Annotated in this window: 16 protein-coding genes; 8 read left to right on the top strand and 8 right to left on the bottom strand. The window is 70.8% G+C overall.

Going from position 1 to position 15,773, the window contains the following annotated elements; all coding sequences use genetic code 11:
• Nucleotides 1-13: 13 nt before the first annotated feature.
• Complete coding sequence (locus BSB02_RS15990; protein WP_338064342.1) at nt 14-1,420, bottom strand: IS4 family transposase; 1,407 nt, start codon at nt 1,418-1,420, stop codon at nt 14-16.
• A 125-nt stretch (nt 1,421-1,545) separates the two neighbouring features.
• Between BSB02_RS15990 and BSB02_RS15995 the strand changes: the two genes are divergently transcribed.
• A complete protein-coding gene (locus BSB02_RS15995) occupies nt 1,546-2,385 on the top strand; it encodes an alpha/beta fold hydrolase (RefSeq protein ID WP_240506451.1) in 840 nt (279 codons plus the stop codon).
• Here the strand turns inward: BSB02_RS15995 and BSB02_RS16000 are convergent.
• Both BSB02_RS16000 and map read right to left on the bottom strand, forming a co-directional pair.
• Nucleotides 2,342-3,115, bottom strand: coding sequence for a MerR family transcriptional regulator (locus tag BSB02_RS16000; protein ID WP_084959652.1), 774 nt, complete (start codon nt 3,113-3,115; stop codon nt 2,342-2,344). The two genes, BSB02_RS15995 and BSB02_RS16000, sit on opposite strands and share 44 nt — an antisense overlap.
• A gap of 47 nt (nt 3,116-3,162) precedes the next feature.
• Nucleotides 3,163-3,930: a type I methionyl aminopeptidase gene (gene map / locus BSB02_RS16005; RefSeq protein ID WP_084959654.1), complete on the bottom strand. Its 768-nt coding sequence runs from the start codon at nt 3,928-3,930 to the stop codon at nt 3,163-3,165.
• Between the two features lie 49 nt (nt 3,931-3,979).
• Here map and BSB02_RS16010 point away from each other — a divergent pair, with 49 nt between their 5' ends.
• Nucleotides 3,980-4,246, top strand: coding sequence for a helix-turn-helix domain-containing protein (locus BSB02_RS16010; protein WP_084959656.1), 267 nt, complete (start codon nt 3,980-3,982; stop codon nt 4,244-4,246).
• A gap of 47 nt (nt 4,247-4,293) precedes the next feature.
• Here BSB02_RS16010 and BSB02_RS42995 read toward each other — a convergent pair whose 3' ends face one another.
• The gene (locus tag BSB02_RS42995; RefSeq protein ID WP_276206334.1) at nt 4,294-5,349 is read right to left on the bottom strand and encodes a tyrosine-type recombinase/integrase; all 1,056 of its coding nucleotides are present in this window, start codon (nt 5,347-5,349) and stop codon (nt 4,294-4,296) included.
• A 136-nt stretch (nt 5,350-5,485) separates the two neighbouring features.
• Here BSB02_RS42995 and BSB02_RS16020 point away from each other — a divergent pair, with 136 nt between their 5' ends.
• Nucleotides 5,486-6,319, top strand: a complete 834-nt coding sequence (locus BSB02_RS16020; protein WP_240506452.1) for a response regulator — start codon at nt 5,486-5,488, stop codon at nt 6,317-6,319.
• A 15-nt stretch (nt 6,320-6,334) separates the two neighbouring features.
• On the opposite strand, the gene BSB02_RS16025 is transcribed toward BSB02_RS16020, so the two are convergent.
• Nucleotides 6,335-7,861: a helix-turn-helix domain-containing protein gene (locus tag BSB02_RS16025; protein WP_084959659.1), complete on the bottom strand. Its 1,527-nt coding sequence runs from the start codon at nt 7,859-7,861 to the stop codon at nt 6,335-6,337.
• A gap of 393 nt (nt 7,862-8,254) precedes the next feature.
• Here BSB02_RS16025 and BSB02_RS43560 point away from each other — a divergent pair.
• The coding region (locus BSB02_RS43560) for an ATP-grasp domain-containing protein (protein WP_420855861.1) at nt 8,255-8,850 on the top strand (596 nt) is incomplete at its 3' end.
• Nucleotides 8,851-9,957: 1,107 nt separating this feature from the next.
• Here the strand turns inward: BSB02_RS43560 and BSB02_RS16035 are convergent.
• A complete protein-coding gene (locus tag BSB02_RS16035) occupies nt 9,958-10,212 on the bottom strand; it encodes a hypothetical protein (protein WP_084959663.1) in 255 nt (84 codons plus the stop codon).
• Nucleotides 10,213-10,707: 495 nt separating this feature from the next.
• Complete coding sequence (locus BSB02_RS16040) at nt 10,708-11,610, bottom strand: hypothetical protein (protein WP_084959665.1); 903 nt, start codon at nt 11,608-11,610, stop codon at nt 10,708-10,710.
• A gap of 758 nt (nt 11,611-12,368) precedes the next feature.
• Between BSB02_RS16040 and BSB02_RS16045 the strand changes: the two genes are divergently transcribed.
• Nucleotides 12,369-12,590, top strand: coding sequence for a hypothetical protein (locus BSB02_RS16045; RefSeq protein WP_084959667.1), 222 nt, complete (start codon nt 12,369-12,371; stop codon nt 12,588-12,590).
• Nucleotides 12,591-12,614: 24 nt separating this feature from the next.
• Here the strand turns inward: BSB02_RS16045 and BSB02_RS16050 are convergent, their stop codons facing one another.
• On the bottom strand, nt 12,615-12,974 hold the full coding sequence (locus BSB02_RS16050; RefSeq protein WP_084959669.1) for a nuclear transport factor 2 family protein: 360 nt from the start codon (nt 12,972-12,974) through the stop codon (nt 12,615-12,617).
• A 111-nt stretch (nt 12,975-13,085) separates the two neighbouring features.
• Here BSB02_RS16050 and BSB02_RS16055 point away from each other — a divergent pair, with 111 nt between their 5' ends.
• From BSB02_RS16055 to BSB02_RS42260, 3 genes are read left to right on the top strand one after another with little or no spacing between them, the layout of a single operon-like run.
• On the top strand, nt 13,086-14,009 hold the full coding sequence (locus tag BSB02_RS16055; RefSeq protein ID WP_084959671.1) for an ABC transporter ATP-binding protein: 924 nt from the start codon (nt 13,086-13,088) through the stop codon (nt 14,007-14,009).
• Entirely contained in the window at nt 14,009-14,788 is a 780-nt protein-coding gene (locus BSB02_RS16060; RefSeq protein ID WP_084959673.1) for an ABC transporter permease, read from the top strand. The genes BSB02_RS16055 and BSB02_RS16060 overlap by 1 nt, the downstream gene beginning before the upstream one ends.
• Nucleotides 14,789-14,827: 39 nt before the next feature.
• Entirely contained in the window at nt 14,828-15,643 is an 816-nt protein-coding gene (locus BSB02_RS42260) for an ABC transporter permease (RefSeq protein WP_084959675.1), read from the top strand.
• The last annotated feature ends 130 nt before the right edge of the window (nt 15,644-15,773 follow it).

Raw genomic sequence — 15,773 nt, forward strand, 5'->3', positions numbered from 1 at the left:
CAATGCCGGGTAGTTAAGGCCCACCGCGTGTTGTCAAGTCGGGGCAGCCGATGAGGACGATGGCGATGGCCTGGACGGTGGTAGCCCGGGCGGGCCGGTCGGGGTCGGCCTTGTTGTAGCGGGACAGGGCGGACTTGACCTTGCGGGTGCTCACACGCAGACGCCGAGGCGGGGCCAGGCCGTCCAGGACGGCACGGCCGATCTGGCCGATGGGGTCGAGGTCGTCGATGATGTTCCCGGCGTTGATCAGCAGATTTTGGGCGGTGGTCAGGGCGACGGTGAAGCCGGCCCGGTCGGGGTTGATGCCGCCGGCCTGTTCGACGGCGTTCACCATCGCCGTGCGCAGGAGTTGGTAGGTGGTCAGCAGCGCCCAGATTTCCTGCTCCAGACCGGTTGGATCGCCCGAGCGCAGGACCCGCCCGTGCAGGAGGGTGTGGCGCAGGGCGAGGTAGGCAACCTCGTGTTCCCACCGTTCGTGGTACAGGTGGATCAACGCGCGGGCAGGGTAGCGGCGATGGTCGAGCAGGGTGGTCGCCCATCGATAGCGGCCGGTCCAGGCGGTGCCGTCACTGCAGGTCACCGTCAGCTCAGCGGTGATGATCCGGACCGTGAGGGTGCCGATGCGGGCCAGGTGGGTGCCATCGTCGAGGGGCAGCAGGTGCGGGGGCTTGCGGGTGGAACTCAGCCGGATCAAAAAGCCCGCCCCGGCGGCCTTCACCTTCTCCATCAGATCGGTGTCGTCGAAGGCCCGATCGGCCAGCACCAGCATGTCCCCGCCCAGCAGGCCGACCAGGTGTTTAGCGCGCACGGCTTCCCCGGTGACCGGTCCGAGCACCGCGCCGATCAGGCCGCGCGTGCCGGTCTCGACCAGCGTCATCAGCTGCACCATCGGATAGCCGGTCACACCGCGTGCGGCCTTGGCCTTACGCAGCCAGCCGATGTTGGAGGCGGTGTCGGGTGCCTTGATGGAGGAGCACCCATCAAACGACACCGTCCGCCATCGCCCGAACCGCGTCCCCGGCGTCCGTGGCTGGGCCAGCGGCCCGGCGACGATCTGGAACAGCTCCCGCATCGCGGGGACCCCGACACGGCGCCGCACGTCGCGCAAGGCCTTGGCCGAGGGAGCCGGCGCCCCCGCCGGCAAACCAGCCACCAGCTTGTCCCACACGCGCCGGTATCCCAGATCGGGAAACAAGGCCAGGGCCAGCAGGAAGTAGACCCCGACCCGGGATGGGAGCCTGCGAAGCCGCCGCTGGACCGCCCGCGTCTCCTCCAGCACCGCATCGACCAGTTCGAACGGCAGGAACCTGGTCAACTCGCCGACATGGCCGGGGGCAAACGGCCCGGCCGCCGATAGCCGATAACACCTGCCGGGTGGACACGCAGATAGCCGAGGACAGTGCGGAGCTGGCAGACTCAGTACTCAACGGAGATCCAGTTTCAGACGGATGGTTGTGGAAGATCACCCGTTCTACCGGATCTCCGTTCTGCTTGACAGCCCACAGCCTCTCTTAACTACCCGGCATTGGGGCTAGGGTCGGGCCCGTGGGAAAGATCGACGGACTGGCCTACGAGGAGGCCGGGCAGGGCCCGGCGGTGGTGTTCGTCCACGCCGGCATCGCCGACCGGCGCATGTGGGACCACCAGATGGCCGCCCTGGCGGCCACGCACCGGGTGATCCGCTACGACTGGCGCGGCCGGGGCGAGTCTGAGGATCCGGCGGGGCCGGTGTGCCACCATCGGGACCTGCTGCGGCTCATGGACGGCCTGGGCGTGGCGCGGGCGGCGCTGGTGGGCTGCTCGATGGGCGGCTCGTATGCGCTGGAGGCGGCGCTGGCCGCGCCGGACCGGGTGGCCGCCCTGGTGCTGATCTGCTCGGGCCTGTCGGGACACCGCTGGCCGGAGGAGATGATCGCCCAGGCGCGCGAGCGCGTCCACGCCAGCATCCCGGCCGAACGGCTGGCCGCCTACCGCACCGGCGGCGCCGCCGTGGTCGACCCGGCCGATGTGGAGGCCTTCGCCCGGGCCCACGCCCGCTGGCAGGTGGCCGGCCCCGGCCGCGGCGAGGCCGACCTGGAGGCGGCGGTGTGGGAGCTGGCGGTCGACATGCTGCGCGGGGTGTTCGCCCGCGAGTGGAGCCGCCCGCCGGTACCCGAGCAGGCCCTGCCGGCCGCCGGGCGGCTGGGCGAGATCACCGCCCCCACCCTGGTGATCAATGGGCTGGAGGACGTGCCGGGCATCCAGGAGGTCTCGGGCCTGCTGGCCGCCGGCATCCCCGGCGCGGTCCTCATCGACCTGCCCGACACCGGCCACCTGCCGCCCGTGGAACGCCCCGGGCAGGTCACCGCCCTGCTGCGCGACTGGCTCGCCCGGCATTGGCGATGATCGCCTGGCGCAGGTAGGCGGCCAGGCCCGGCGCGGCGGCGTCCAGCGTGGCGGTGAAGCGGGGATCGGTCACATACAACTCGCCCAGCCCCTGGTGGATGTCGTAGCCGCAGTCGTAGAACCAGCGGGTGATGTGGGCGCGGTGCCGTTCGGCCAGGTCCATCACGCGCGCGTCGTCGGCCGGCAGCCCGGCCTTCAGCGCGGCCACCAGATCGGCGGTGATGCCCTGGGCCTCGGCCTTGAGCTGCAGCCAGTCGCCCTTGGTGTAGGAGGCGACGCGGCGCATGCTGTCGGCGTAGCGGGAGCCGTGGCCCCAGCGGCGCCGTACCTCCGGATCGTGGTCCTCGGGACGAAAGTCGCCGAAGACCTCAAAGCGTTCCTCGGGGGTGAGGCTGATGTGCAGCTGGCGGGCCTGCATGGCGGCCTCCACCGCCTGCAGCAGGCGCTCGATCCGCCGGGCCTTGCCGGTGAGCAGCTCGTGCTGGCGGCGCAGGTGGGTCAGCTCGTCGGTGGCCGGGTCGTCCAGGATGACGGCGATCTCCTCCAGGCCGAAGTCCAGCTCGCGGTAGAACAGGATCTGCTGCAGCCGCAGCAGGTCGGCGTCGGTGTAGCGGCGGTAGCCCGAGCGGGTGCGCTCGCTGGGCACCAGCAGCCCGATCTCGTCGTAGTGGTGCAGGGTGCGCACGGTGATCCCGGCCAGCCTGGAGACCTGCCCGACCGAAAAGCTCATGCCTTCCACCCTGCACCCTCACGTCGCGTGAGGCGCAAGCCGGCCGGTCAAGGGGTGGTGAGCAGCAGGGGGCCGTCGTCGGTGACGGCCACGGTGTGCTCCCAGTGGGCGGCGCGGCTGCCGTCGCCGGTGCGCAGCGTCCAGCCGTCGGCGTCCACGCGGTAGCGGCCCGAGCCGCCGGCGGTGAACATCGGCTCGATCGCCAGCACCAGGCCGGGGCGCAGCACCAGGCCGCGGCCGGGCCGGCCCCGGTTGGGCACCTGGGGGTCCTCGTGCATGTGGCGGCCGATGCCGTGGCCGCCGAAGTCCGGCGGCACGCCGTACCCGCCGGCCGCGGCGGCCTGGCCGATGGCGTGGGACACATCGCCCAGGCGGGCTCCCGGTACGGCCGCCTCCAGGGCGGCGTGCAGGGCCGCCAGGGTGTCGCCGATCAGCCGGCGGTCGCCCGGGCGGGGCGTGCCGACGGTGAAGCTGACGGCGGCGTCGGCGGCCCAGCCGTCCAGGTAGACGCCGAAGTCGACGCTGACCAGGTCGCCGTCGCGCAGGCGGTAGCCGGTGGGGACACCGTGCACGATGGCGTCGTTGACCGAGGCGCATACCACCGCGGGGAACGGCACGGGCGCGAAATGCGGCTGGTAGTGCAGGAACGCCGAGGTCGCGCCCGCCTCGGCGATCACCGTGCGGGCCACGTCGTCCAGCTGCAACAGCGTCGTGCCGATCCGGGCCTGGTCGCGGACGGCGGCCAGGGCGCGGGCCACCACCTGGCCGGCCGCGCGCATCGCCTGGATCTCGCCGGTCGTCTTCAGCTCCACCATGCCGATCACTATACCGGTATTTTTATACCGGACGGCTAGACTGGGGGCCATGGTGCGACCCCCGATGACCCCGCAGGAACGGCACCGCGGCCAGCAACTGGGCCGCCTGCTGCGCCAGGCCCGCGGCGAGCGCAGCATCGCCGAGGTCGCCGCCGCCGCCGGCATGTCGGCCGAAACCCTCCGCAAGATCGAAACCGGGCGCATCGCCACCCCGGCTTTCTTCACCATCGCCGCCCTGGCCGAGGTGCTGGACGTCTCCCTGGACCACCTGGCCCTGCGCCTGGCCCCCGCCGACCACCCGGTGACGGCCCGGTGACGGCCCGGTGACGGCCCGGTGACGGTGATCCGCGGCGGGCCGCAAGCTCATTCGGCCGGGCGGGCGGGGCGCAGCAGCGGATGGGACCGCATCGCCACCTCCAGCTCACCCGGCAGCTCATCGCGGTAACGGCCCAGCGTCGACAGATCCCCGTGCCCCAGCACCCGGCGCACCGCGTCCATGTCGACCGCATCGGCCAGCAGATGCGTCGCCGTGGTGTGCCGCAGCCCGTGCGGCGTCACCGACCGCCGCCGCGCCGGATCCACCCGCCGCACCACCCGGTCGATCACCGCCTGCACATCGCCGCGCGCCAGCCGCCGCCCCCGCCACGACAGCAGCAACGCCTTCTCACGCGTCCGCGGCCGCCCCCGCGCCAGATAGGCGTCCAGCATCGCCGCCACATCCTGGGGGAGGGGCACATCCCGCGTGCGCCCGCCCTTGCCGAAGATCCGCCAATAGCGCACCCCGTCGTTGACGTAGAAGTCCTCCACGTTGGCCCGCACCAGCTCCGACACCCGCGGCCCCACCACGGTCAGCAACACCACGATCAGCGCATCGCGCATCTCGGTGCGCTGGTCACGCCGCCGGCCCGGCTCCGGCTCCAGCGCCCTGGCCGCCTCCAGCAACCCCCGCGCCTGCTCCCGCGTCAGCGCCCGCCGCTCCGCCCGCAGCCCGCCCCGCTCCCGGGCCGTCACCGTCGCCAGCGCCATCGGGTTGAGCTGCACCCACCCCGCCAGCGTCGCATGCTTGAACAACGCCGAGACCGACCGGCGAAAACGCGCCTGCGAGGCCGCGCTCTGCGCCTGCGCCCCCACCTGTGACCCTGCCTGCGTCCCGGTCTGTGGCGCCGCCCGCCGGCCGTCGGGCTTGCGCGCGAACGCCAGCAAGATCGCATCAACGTCCTCCCCGGTCAGGTCGTCCAGCACCGTATCCGGACCGGCCAGCGCCACGAAGGTCGCCACATCCCGCGCATACACCTCCGCCGTGGCCGGCGACAACGCCCCCGTGACCACCTTGGCCCGCACCAACTCCCCATACCGGTCGGCAGCCTCGGCCACCGTCAGCCGCTTCAGCTCCGCGGGCCGCACCCCAACCCCCTTCACGCTCGCACCCTCACACGGATGCGATCACGCTAGCGGCCCCCGCCGACACTTTCCGCCCGCCCGCCATCCAGCCCCGTGCGCGAACCCTTCATGATCCACAATGAGGATCTCCCGAGATGGTAGAAATGGGACGCACGTGACGTCGGGGGAGTGGGGGCGGTCGATGATCCGGGTGCTGCTCGCCGAGGACATGCACATGGTCCGCGGCGCACTGGTCGCGCTGCTGGAGCTCGAACCCGACATCACGGTGGTCGCGCAGGCGGCGGCCGGCGACCAGATCCTGCCGGCGGCGCTGGAGCATGAGCCCGACGTGGCGGTGATCGACGTCGAACTGCCCGGCCTCGACGGGCTCACCGCCACAGCCGAGCTGCGCAGGCGGCTGCCGCGATGCCGGGTGCTGGTCGTGACGAGCTTCGCCCGCCCCGCCAACGTCCGCAGGGCCTTCGCCGCCCAGGCGTCCGGGTTCCTGGTCAAGCACGCCCCGCCCGACCAGCTGGCCGACGCGATCAGGAAGGTCGCGGCCGGCGAACAAGTGATCGACCCCCAGCTCGCCGTGGCGGCACTCGGGGCGGCCGACAGCCCGCTCAAGCCACGCGAGCTGGAGGTGCTCAGGAGGTTCTCCGACGGCCAGGACATCGAGCAGATCGCCCAGGCGCTGTTTTTGTCGGCGGGCACCGCCCACAACTTCCACATCCACGAGGTGGCCTTCCAGGTGCTCGACGTGAACGGGAACAAGCCGCCCGCCTACGCGAGCGGCCACAAGGACACCGTCTACGTGCCGCCCAAGAGCACCGTACGGCTGGCCGTCCAGTTCGGCCGCTTCACCGACCCGGCCACGCCGTACATGTACCACTGCCACATCCTGCGGCACGAAGACTCCGGCATGATGGGGCAATTCGTGATCGTGGCGCCCGGCACCGAAAACCAGACGCCCCGCACGATCACCACCCACACCACCCACCACGGGTAGCGCCGGCCCCGACGGCTAGATGTCGCGGAACGTCTCGATCCGCGCCCCCACGGCGTTGAGCCGCTCGGCCAGATCCTCATACCCCCGATTGATCACATACACGTTCCGCAACACCGAGGTGCCCTCCGCCGCCAGCATCGCCAGCAGCACCACCACCGCCGGACGCAACGCCGGCGGGCACATCATCTCCGCCGACCGCCACCGCGTCGGCCCCTCCACCAGCACCCGATGCGGATCCAGCAGCTTGACCGACGCCCCCAGCCGCGTCAGCTCCGTCAGATAGATCGCCCGATTGTCATACACCCAGTCGTGGATCAGCGTCGACCCCTCCGCCGAAGCCGCGATCGCCGCGAAAAACGGCACATTGTCGATGTTGAGCCCCGGAAACGGCATCGGATGGATCTTGTCGATGGGGGAGCGCAGCTTGGAGGGCCGCACCGTCAGATCCACCAGCCGGGTACGGCCGTTGGCCGCCGCATACTCCGGCCCCCGGTCGCACTCCAGCCCCATCTCCTCCAGCACCGCCAGCTCGATCTCCAAAAACTCCACCGGCACCCGGCACACCGTCAGCTCCGAGGAGGTCACCACCGCCGCCGCCACCAGGCTCATCGCCTCCACCGGATCCTCACTGGGGGAGTAGTCCACATCCCGGTCGATGTGCGGCACCCCGTACACCGTCAGCGTCGTGGTGCCGATGCCCTCCACCCGCACCCCCAGCTCCTCCAGGAAGAAGCACAGATCCTGCACCATGTAGTTGGAGGAGGCGTTGCGGATCACCGTCACCCCGTCGTGCCGCGCCGCCGCCATCAGCGCGTTCTCCGTCACCGTGTCGCCCCGCTCGGTCAGCACGATCGCCCGCGAAGGAGACACCCCCCGCCGCACCATCGCGTGATAGAACCCGCCGGTGGCCGTCACCTCCAGCCCGAAATGCCGCAACGCCGTCATGTGCGGCTGCACCGTGCGCGTGCCCAGATCACAGCCCCCGGCGTACGGGATGGTGAAGGCGTCGGTGCGGTGCATGAGCGGCCCCAGGAACATCAGCACGCTGCGGGTACGGCGAGCCGCCGCGGTGTCCATCGCCTCCAGCTCCAGCCGCGACGGCGGCACGATCTCCAGATCGCCCCCGTTGATCCACCGCGCCTTCACCCCGATCGACGCCAGAACCTCCAGGATGCGGTAGACCTCCTCGATGCGCGCCACACCCCGCAGGATCGTCCGGCCCGCGTTCAGCAGCGACGCGCACAACAACGCCACACACGCGTTCTTGGAGGTGCGCACGTCGATGCTGCCCGACAGGCGACGCCCGCCCACCACCCGCAGATGCATCGGCCCCGGATACCCCAGCGACACGATCTCACTGTCCAGCGCCTCACCGATACGGGCGATCATCTCAAGGCTGATGTTCTGGTTGCCCCGCTCGATCCGGTTGACCGCGCTCTGGCTGGTGCCCAACGCCTCGGCGAGCTGCAGCTGCGTCCACCCGCGATGCTGGCGGGCGTCACGGATCAACCGGCCGATCCGGCCCAGGTAGTCGTCCCCCATAGCGAGCAACCATATCTCACATATGAGATCGCCAGGTCAGGCGGGTGGGGGAGCCGCAGCCACCGGAGACCCACCGAGCGGGCCCTCTTCCCGCCACGACGCCATCCATTCCTCCGCCATCGGGAAAATAAGCCGTTCACCACCACCCGAATGGAACGCAATTCGGCACCGCCCATCTGGCCGTCACCCCCGCCACACCCGATTGCGGCCGCCCCTATTCCCACAGCCCACCAGCGCAAAAGACCCCACCAACCAAAGCAAGCAACCCATTTACCGCCAGACGGCTGACAACAACCGACATCCATCCTTAGGCTCTGACCGCACCACGCACACAAAGCGAACAAACCCCACATTCACCCGCGCCGGACACCACAAAGAAAGGCCACCCCATACATGCCGGTTCCCCCCGAGCCGCCACCCGCCCGCCTGGGCTCCACCCGAGCCCAACCCGGCCACGGGCACCAGCTGACGACGACCGACACCGTCGTGCTGATCGGAGGCCACCCCGGCACCCCCTGGCGCTTCCCCCCACCCATCGACACCGGCGACCAGATCGACCAACTCGCCCTGACCCGCCCCCTCATCCTCCTCGACGACGGCCAAACCCCCAGCCCCTCCCGCCACCTCATCCAACGCCTCGTCGTCCCCGAACTCACCACCCAAGCCGCCCTGGCCGCCCTCGACACCATCCGCCACGACGAACCCCTCGCCGGCATCACCACCTTCGACGACCAGCTCACCCCCCTCGTCGCCGCCGTCGCCAAAACCCTCGGCCTGCCCGGACACGGCGTCACCGCCCTAGCCGTCATGCGCGACCGCTGGCGCCTCATCGACGCCCTGCGCACCGCCGGCATCGCCCCCACCACACCCCTCATCCCCGCCGCCACCCCGGCAGCCGCCGCCGCAGCCGCCGCCACCATCGGCTTCCCCCTGCTCATCAGCCCCCCCCGCCCCCACCACGGCTTCCTGCCACCCATCGCCACCACCCCNCCCCTCATCCCCGCCGCCACCCCGGCAGCCGCCGCCGCAGCCGCCGCCACCATCGGCTTCCCCCTGCTCATCAGCCCCCGCTGCCCCCACCACGGCTTCCTGCCACCCATCGCCACCACCCCCGCCCACATCCCCCAAGCCCTCGCCGCCGCCCAAGCCGCCGACCGCGTCGGCTCCGGCCAGGTCCTCCTCGAACCCCTGCCACCCGGACACCGCGCCATCGCCCTCTGCCTGACCTGCCAAGGCCGCACCATGCTCCTCGCCCTGGCCCGCATCCTGCCCCACCCCCACCACCCCGGCATGCCCGGCACCTACATCGTCGACGGCGACGACCCCTGGGTCCGCGACAAGAACGTCCAAACCCTGCTCACCCGCGCCGCCACCGCCATCGGCCTGGAAAACGGCCTGACCCACATCACCCTCCACCTGCCGCCCGGCGGCCCCCTCCACGTCCTCGACGCCGACCCCAGCTGCGGCACCGACCTGCTGTGCCACCTGGTGGAATCGGCCACCGGCATGGACCTGACCCGCGCCGTCCTCACCGTCCTCACCGCCAGCCCCTTCGAACTGTCCCAGCTGCGCTGCCGCGTCGCCGCCGCCGGACTGCTCTACCCCCCGCTGCGCACCGCCGAGGAAGTCGAACAGGAAATCGGCGCCATGCCCGGCCTCGACCGCCTGGTATGGCGCCCACCCACAGACCCCGCCCGCCCCGACCCTGCCCAGGCGCACCTGCCCGCCGGATACGCGGTCGTGAGCGGCACCGACACGAGCCTGTGCCAGGAACGGCTGCACCGCATCCGGCAGGCCGCCGAGCTCACCTTCTGAAACCGACCGGCCGTGCCGCCCGCGCGCCGGACGCCCGAGGTGTACGGCGGGGCGGGGGGGAGGGCCGGCGGCATCGCCCAGGCGCATTCCCGGCGGCCCGGTATGGGATGCGGTATGGGATGCGATCAAGGTCGCGCCGGCTCGGGTCGCCGGGAGTGCAGGGTTTTCCGCGGGGGTGAGGCGGCCCGCGAGTGCCCGATGCGGCAGGGAAAGTCGCGTTAATCCCATACCAGACAGAATTCACCTTCTGTCTGGTATGGGATATTTCGCACGGTGACGGGTCAGAGGCGGCGGACAAAACGGACGGCGGCCCGATGGCTCATACCGGTTTCGCCGCGCACCAAGAACACCGCGTCCTGGATCTGGCCGTTGGCTTTCAGCTCGCGAGCCTGGTCGAGGACGTCGGGGTTGGGGGTGAGATGGTTGCGGGGATGCTGGGTGAACCGCACGGCCCCGATGATCACCGCGATGATCAGGGCCGTGACGAGGATGGTGAGCAGGATCAGGCCTGTGGTGTTGATCGCCAGGCTCGGCATGCCTCGATGGTAGCGCTGTGGGACGGCCGGCAGTCAGAGGGCATTTCCGGCGGTTTGCGGCGCGGTTGCGGCGTTTCCGAGGTTTTCGCGGCGGCTTTGTCGGGGGTGTTTTCGCCGGTTTTTTCGCGGGTGTGGGTGCCGGGTTGCCGCAGGCGGGAGTTGCGGGCGGTGTGGCGGGTTTCGGATGGCGGTATAGGCAGGTGGCGGCATGGGAGCGTCACAGGCTGCGGACGAACGATTCGGCCTGCCGGCAGCCCATTCCGGTTCGCCGCGGACGACGTCGACGGCCTGGCCTGTGTGGCCGACGGCGTTGGGTGCGCGGGCTCGGGTGGCCAGGCCGGGCCGCGTGGCGATGCGGGCCGCGTGGCGATGCGGCCGTGTGGGCGGTGTGGGCCGGTGGTTGCGGTGCTCTTGCCGTACTGCGAGCCTCGCGGGTTGCATCACAGGTGCGGGTGCTGCGCCGTACATGATCGTCTTTTTGCTCGATAATGTACATTATGTCAAGTAGCGGTTGGCGCGCAGGATCGTGATCGCCCGGACGGTGGCATAGCCCCTCCACTCCAGTGCCCCGGCCGGCGAGATCCTGGCGTAGTCGACGACCCAGCCGCCGTCGTCTTGCTGCAGTCCGGCCAGCCGTTCCAGGTCGGCGTCGATCAGCTGCTGCTTCAGCAGGGTGCGCGCGGGACGGCCGGGCTCGGGCGCGAAGTCCAGCGGGTGGAGCGCCTCGTGTTCGGTGCCGCCTTCGACCGGGAGGCGGCCGTCGGGCGGCAGGTAGGCGCCCAGGCGCTCGAGCAGGCCGGTGGCCTGGGGGTGGGCGGTGGCGGCGGATGTCAGGTGGGCGTCCAGGAAGCCGATGGCGAAGGCCAGGACGTAGGCGGCGGGGCGCCGGTCGATGGCGTCGATGGCGCGCAGGCAGTAGCGGGTGGCGCGCTCCAGCCAGGGGTGGGCGGCCACGGCCGGGTCGTGGGCGGCGAGGCGCCAGGCGGCGGCCGCGGTGACGGCGGTGATCTGCAGGGCGGAGGCGGCGGGGTCGGCGCCCTGCCACCAGGGGGCGGTGCCGGCGGTGGTGGTCAGCGGGAGGGCGAAGGGCAGGCCGCCGTCGGGCAGGGTGATGGACTCCAGCCAGTCGCACAGGGCGGTGGCCTGGGGTGCGGTGGCCGGGGCGATGTCGTGGAAGGTTTCGAAGGCGTGCAGGGCGGCGCCGGGCTGGCTTTCCGGGGAGCGCAGGTCGGGTTCCAGGCCCCAGCCGTAGCCGCCGTCGGGGTTGCGGTAGGCGTCGAGGGCGGCCAGGGTGCCGGCGGGGTCGGTGTGGTGGAGCAGCAGGTCCAGGCGGCGGCGGTCGAGCAGGCGGGCGTGGGTGGCCATGAAGGCTTCGGCGGCGGTGATGTCGATGGTCATGGGGTCATCGTGGGGCGGCGGGCCGGGTGGTGTCTTGCAGGAATCGGTCACGGGGTGGCCGGGTGTGGTCAAGGGGCGGGCCTCTCCCCCGCTGGTCTGCGGTGGGAGCCTGGTCGTGTTGGCGGGGGGTGTCGTGGGGCTGGTTGTGAGGGTTCAGGTGGCGGGTGGTGGAAGGTCGTCCCGAAGGCTCTTTGCGGTGTTGAGTCTGGTGCTCTTCTCCCCCGGGTGCGGCGGCGGCGTGGCGGCGGCGCATCGGGAATGATCTTCTCTGTCCCCTCTCCCCCGTCTCGTGGCGCCGTGGTGTCCTTGGCCGCTTTCCCTGCGTGTCCCGAATTCAAGGGGCTCCTCACCTGCTGTCGGCCTGGGTGGGCGTCGGCGGGTGTGCGCTTGGTGACGGTGTGTCACGGGTGGCTGTGGTCTTGCTCTCCCCTGCCCTGCCGGTCTGGGGTGTGCTGTTCGTCACGGTGTGCTCGGTGTGCGGAGGGCTTGCGATGGGGTGTAACGAATATGGCGAATTGCTGAGTGAGGGAATGAAGTGCCGATTGTGGTGGGGTTTGTCGGTGTGAGAGGTGAATGCGGATGTGGTTCTGGAGGCGATCTTTGCCGTGGGGTGGGTTCCTGACGAGGGTCTTGACGGGTAGTGGAAGTTGTGACGCATCAGTGATGTTCGCATTTAGGGTGATCGGCAGTAGCTACACCCGGATAAGGGAGCACACGTGGGGAACGACGCGGTCTTGTGCCAGGTGTGTCGGGGGGTCTTGCCGGCATCGGGTCCGGACGCCTACACGCCGCTGCGCGGTCGGCTGATCGTGACGAACGGCTACTGCCGTGGCGGGTGCGTGCCGCACCGGCCGGAGGTGGCCGAGGAGGTGCAGCCGATGGCGCGTCCCATGGCCGCACCCATGGGAGGGCCCGCGGTGGCTCCCGTGGCGGATCCGGTGGCGGGTCAGGTGCGCCCGGTCGTTCCCGTGGTGCGCTGAGCGGGCTGCCCGCCCCGGCCGGTTTCAGCCGGCCGGGGCTTCGTGCCAGTAGTCGCGGGTGCGCACGGCCAGGCCGTCGGCGTCGAAGGTGACGAAGACGCAGCCGGCGAGCCTGGTGGTGGGCGTGGTGACGCGGTATTCGATGGCGGCGTGGGGGCCGTCGACGAGCGGGGGCGAGAAGGTGACCTGCGGATCGGTCTCGGTCTGGAAGGACCGGCGCAGGTAGTCGGCGATCTGGGATGTGCCGGTGTGCGGGGTGCGGAACGGCATCGAGGTGTGCACGGCGTCCTCGGCGTACAGGGTGAGGATCGTCTCGACGTCGTGGCGGGCCCAGCCGTGCTGCCAGGTGTCGGCGAAGCGCTGGGCTGCTGCTCGGGGGTCCATGGGGACATTGTGGCCTTCACCATGGTGGCGTTGAGCGGTACGGCTGGGCCGTCCCCGGTGGCGGTTTAACCGGTTGCGGAAGTGTCGGTGGCGCCGGTTAGGGTCGGGCGCGTGCAACCACTTATCTATGCCCGTGGGCTGGTCAAACGCTTCGGGTCGTTCACGGCGGTGGACGGGATCGACCTGGAGGTGCAACCCGGGGAGGCGTTCGGGTTCCTGGGGCCCAACGGTGCGGGCAAGTCCTCGACGATGCGGATGATCAGTTGTGTGTCCATGCCGTCGGCGGGTGAGCTGCGGATCCTGGGGCGTGATCCGGTGCGTGAGGGGCCGGCGATCCGGGCGCGGCTGGGGGTGTGCCCGCAGCTGGACAACCTCGACCCGGATTTGACGGTGTGGGAGAACCTGACGACCTATGCCCGGTATTTCGGGTTGTCGCGGGCGGAGGCGCGGCGGAAGGCGGGTGAGCTGCTGGAGTTCGCGCAGCTGACCGAGAAGGCCTCCAGCCTGGTGGAGCCGTTGTCGGGCGGGATGAAGCGGCGGCTGACGATCGCGCGGGCGATGGTCAACGATCCGGAGCTGGTGCTGCTGGACGAGCCGACGACGGGGCTGGATCCGCAGGCGCGTCACCTGCTGTGGGAGCGGTTGTTCCGGCTCAAGCAGCAGGGGGTGACGCTGGTGCTGACGACGCACTACATGGACGAGGCCGAGCAGCTGTGCGACCGGCTGGTGGTCATGGACGGCGGGCGGATCGTGGCCGAGGGGTCGCCGCGCCGGCTGATCGAGGACTACTCCTCGCCGGAGGTGGTGGAGCTGCGCTTCGGGCTGGAGGAGCTGGCCGGGTATGTGCCGCGGCTGGAGGGGGTGGGTGACCGCGTCGACCCGCTGCCGGACCGGATCCTGCTGTATGCCAAGGACGGGGACGAGGCGGTCGCGGAGGTGCACCGGCGGGGGTTGACGCCCTCCTCGGTGCTGGTGCGGCGCTCGACGCTGGAGGATGTGTTCCTGCACCTGACCGGCCGGACGTTGGTGGACTGATGGCCGGCGGGGTGACGGCGCTGACGGCGCATCCGACGTATGCGGTGTTCGAGCGCTACATGGTGCTCTACAAGCGGCTGTGGCGGGCCTCGGTGTTCTCCTCCTTCGCGTTGCCGCTGTTGTTCCTGGCCAGCATCGGGCTGGGCGTGGGCCAGTATGTGGGCAGCCTGGAGGGCGTGCCGTACGCGGCGTGGATCGTGCCGGGCGTGCTGGCCTCCACGGCGTTCCAGATGGCGGTGGGCGAGTCGACCTATGGGGTGCTGGGGTCGTTCAAGTGGACCAGGTCCTCGCATGCGATGTATGCCACGCGGGTGTCGATCGGCGACATGCTGCGGGGCTGGCTGCTGTATCTGGTGGTCCGCGGTGTGATCGCGGTGGCGGTGTTCATGGCCGTGGTGGTGTGGTTCGGCGTGCTGGCCTCGCCGTGGGCGCTGGCCACGCCGCTGGTGGCGGCCTTGCTGACGGTGGCGACGGCGGCGCCGGTGACGGCGTTCGCGGCCAGCATCGACCATGACAGCTATTTCGCGTTGCTGTTTCGGTTCGTGATGATCCCGGCCACGTTGTTCTCCGGGGTGTTCTTCCCGGTGGAGCAGATGGGCGGCTGGAAGGTGGCGGCTTATGTCTCGCCGCTGTGGCACGGGGTGGCGTTGTGCCGGGCGGCGACGCTGGGCCAGGAGCCGCCGTGGCCGGTGTGGGCGCATGCGGGGGTGCTGGTGGCGGTGGCCGCCGCGGGATGGTGGTGGGCCTCGGCGGCTTTCCGCAGGCGGCTGCGCGACTGAGCCCGCTGTGGGAGTGGAAGAGCGAAAAGGGGCTGGGTGATGGTGACCACTGCGGTGGCGTCGTGGGTGGTGCGGCGGGTCTCGCCGGGGCGGGTGCTGGCGGTGACCGGCCGCAATGTGGCGGCGCTGCGCTCGGGGCCGTCGTATTGGCTGGTGCTGGTGTCGGGGTTCTTCGAGCCGCTGCTGTATCTGCTGTCGATCGGCGTGGGCGTGGGGGCGCTGGTCGGGCGGATCCCGCTGGGTGATGGGCAGGTGGTGACGTATGCGGTGTTCGTGGCGCCGGCGATGCTGGCCGCCTCGGCGATGAACGGGGCGCTGGCGGAGACGACGTTCAACTTCTTCTTCAAGCTGCGTTACGCCAGGACCTTTGAGGCGATCTTGGCGACGCCGGTGCGGCCTTTTGAGGTGGCGCTTGGGGAGCTGAGCTGGGCGATGGTGCGCAGCGCCTTCTACACGGCGGTGTTCTTGGGGGTGATGGTGGCCTTCGGGCTGGCCGGGCCGTGGTGGGCGCTGGCGGCGTTCCCGGCGACGTTGCTGGTGGGGCTGGCCTTCGGCGCGGTGGGGATGGCGGCCTCGACGTTGATGCGGGGCTGGCAGGACTTCGATGTGATGACGGCGGCGCAGTTTTCGCTGTTTTTGTTCTCCGGCACGTTCGCGCCGGTGCAGGACTATCCGCCGGTGCTGGAGGCGGTGGTGGTGGCCACGCCGCTGTATCACGCGGTGGAGCTGGTGCGGGGGCTGACGCTGGGGCAGGTGGAGTGGGCGCTGGCCGGGCATGCGGCGTATTTGCTGGTGATGGTGGCGGCGGGGTTGTGGTTCGCGGCACGGCGGGTGGAACGGGTGCTGTGCAAGTAGTTGCAGCGCGAGTAGCCACCCGCAGGTGTGGGGTGTGACTGCGCGGGCGGCCCAGCCGGGCCACCAGACGGCTGGCGGCCAAGGCGGAAACCGCCGCGCCAAAGGCGAAGGGGGTGTGCCGCAGCCGCGG

The organism is Thermoactinospora rubra (genome assembly GCF_002093975.1).
GTDB lineage: Bacteria > Actinomycetota > Actinomycetes > Streptosporangiales > Streptosporangiaceae > Nonomuraea > Nonomuraea rubra_A.

Coding starts and splice junctions, on each gene's coding strand:
- BSB02_RS16000 (WP_084959652.1), bottom strand. CDS start 3,115: ATGAGCTTTTCGGTCGGGCAGGTCTCCAGGCTGGCCGGGATCACCGTG.
- map (WP_084959654.1), bottom strand. CDS start 3,930: ATGGTGGAGCTGAAGACGACCGGCGAGATCCAGGCGATGCGCGCGGCC.
- BSB02_RS16010 (WP_084959656.1), top strand. CDS start 3,980: ATGGTGCGACCCCCGATGACCCCGCAGGAACGGCACCGCGGCCAGCAA.
- BSB02_RS16025 (WP_084959659.1), bottom strand. CDS start 7,861: ATGGGGGACGACTACCTGGGCCGGATCGGCCGGTTGATCCGTGACGCC.
- BSB02_RS16035 (WP_084959663.1), bottom strand. CDS start 10,212: ATGCCGAGCCTGGCGATCAACACCACAGGCCTGATCCTGCTCACCATC.
- BSB02_RS16040 (WP_084959665.1), bottom strand. CDS start 11,610: ATGACCATCGACATCACCGCCGCCGAAGCCTTCATGGCCACCCACGCC.
- BSB02_RS16050 (WP_084959669.1), bottom strand. CDS start 12,974: ATGGACCCCCGAGCAGCAGCCCAGCGCTTCGCCGACACCTGGCAGCAC.
- BSB02_RS16060 (WP_084959673.1), top strand. CDS start 14,009: ATGGCCGGCGGGGTGACGGCGCTGACGGCGCATCCGACGTATGCGGTG.
- BSB02_RS42260 (WP_084959675.1), top strand. CDS start 14,828: ATGGTGACCACTGCGGTGGCGTCGTGGGTGGTGCGGCGGGTCTCGCCG.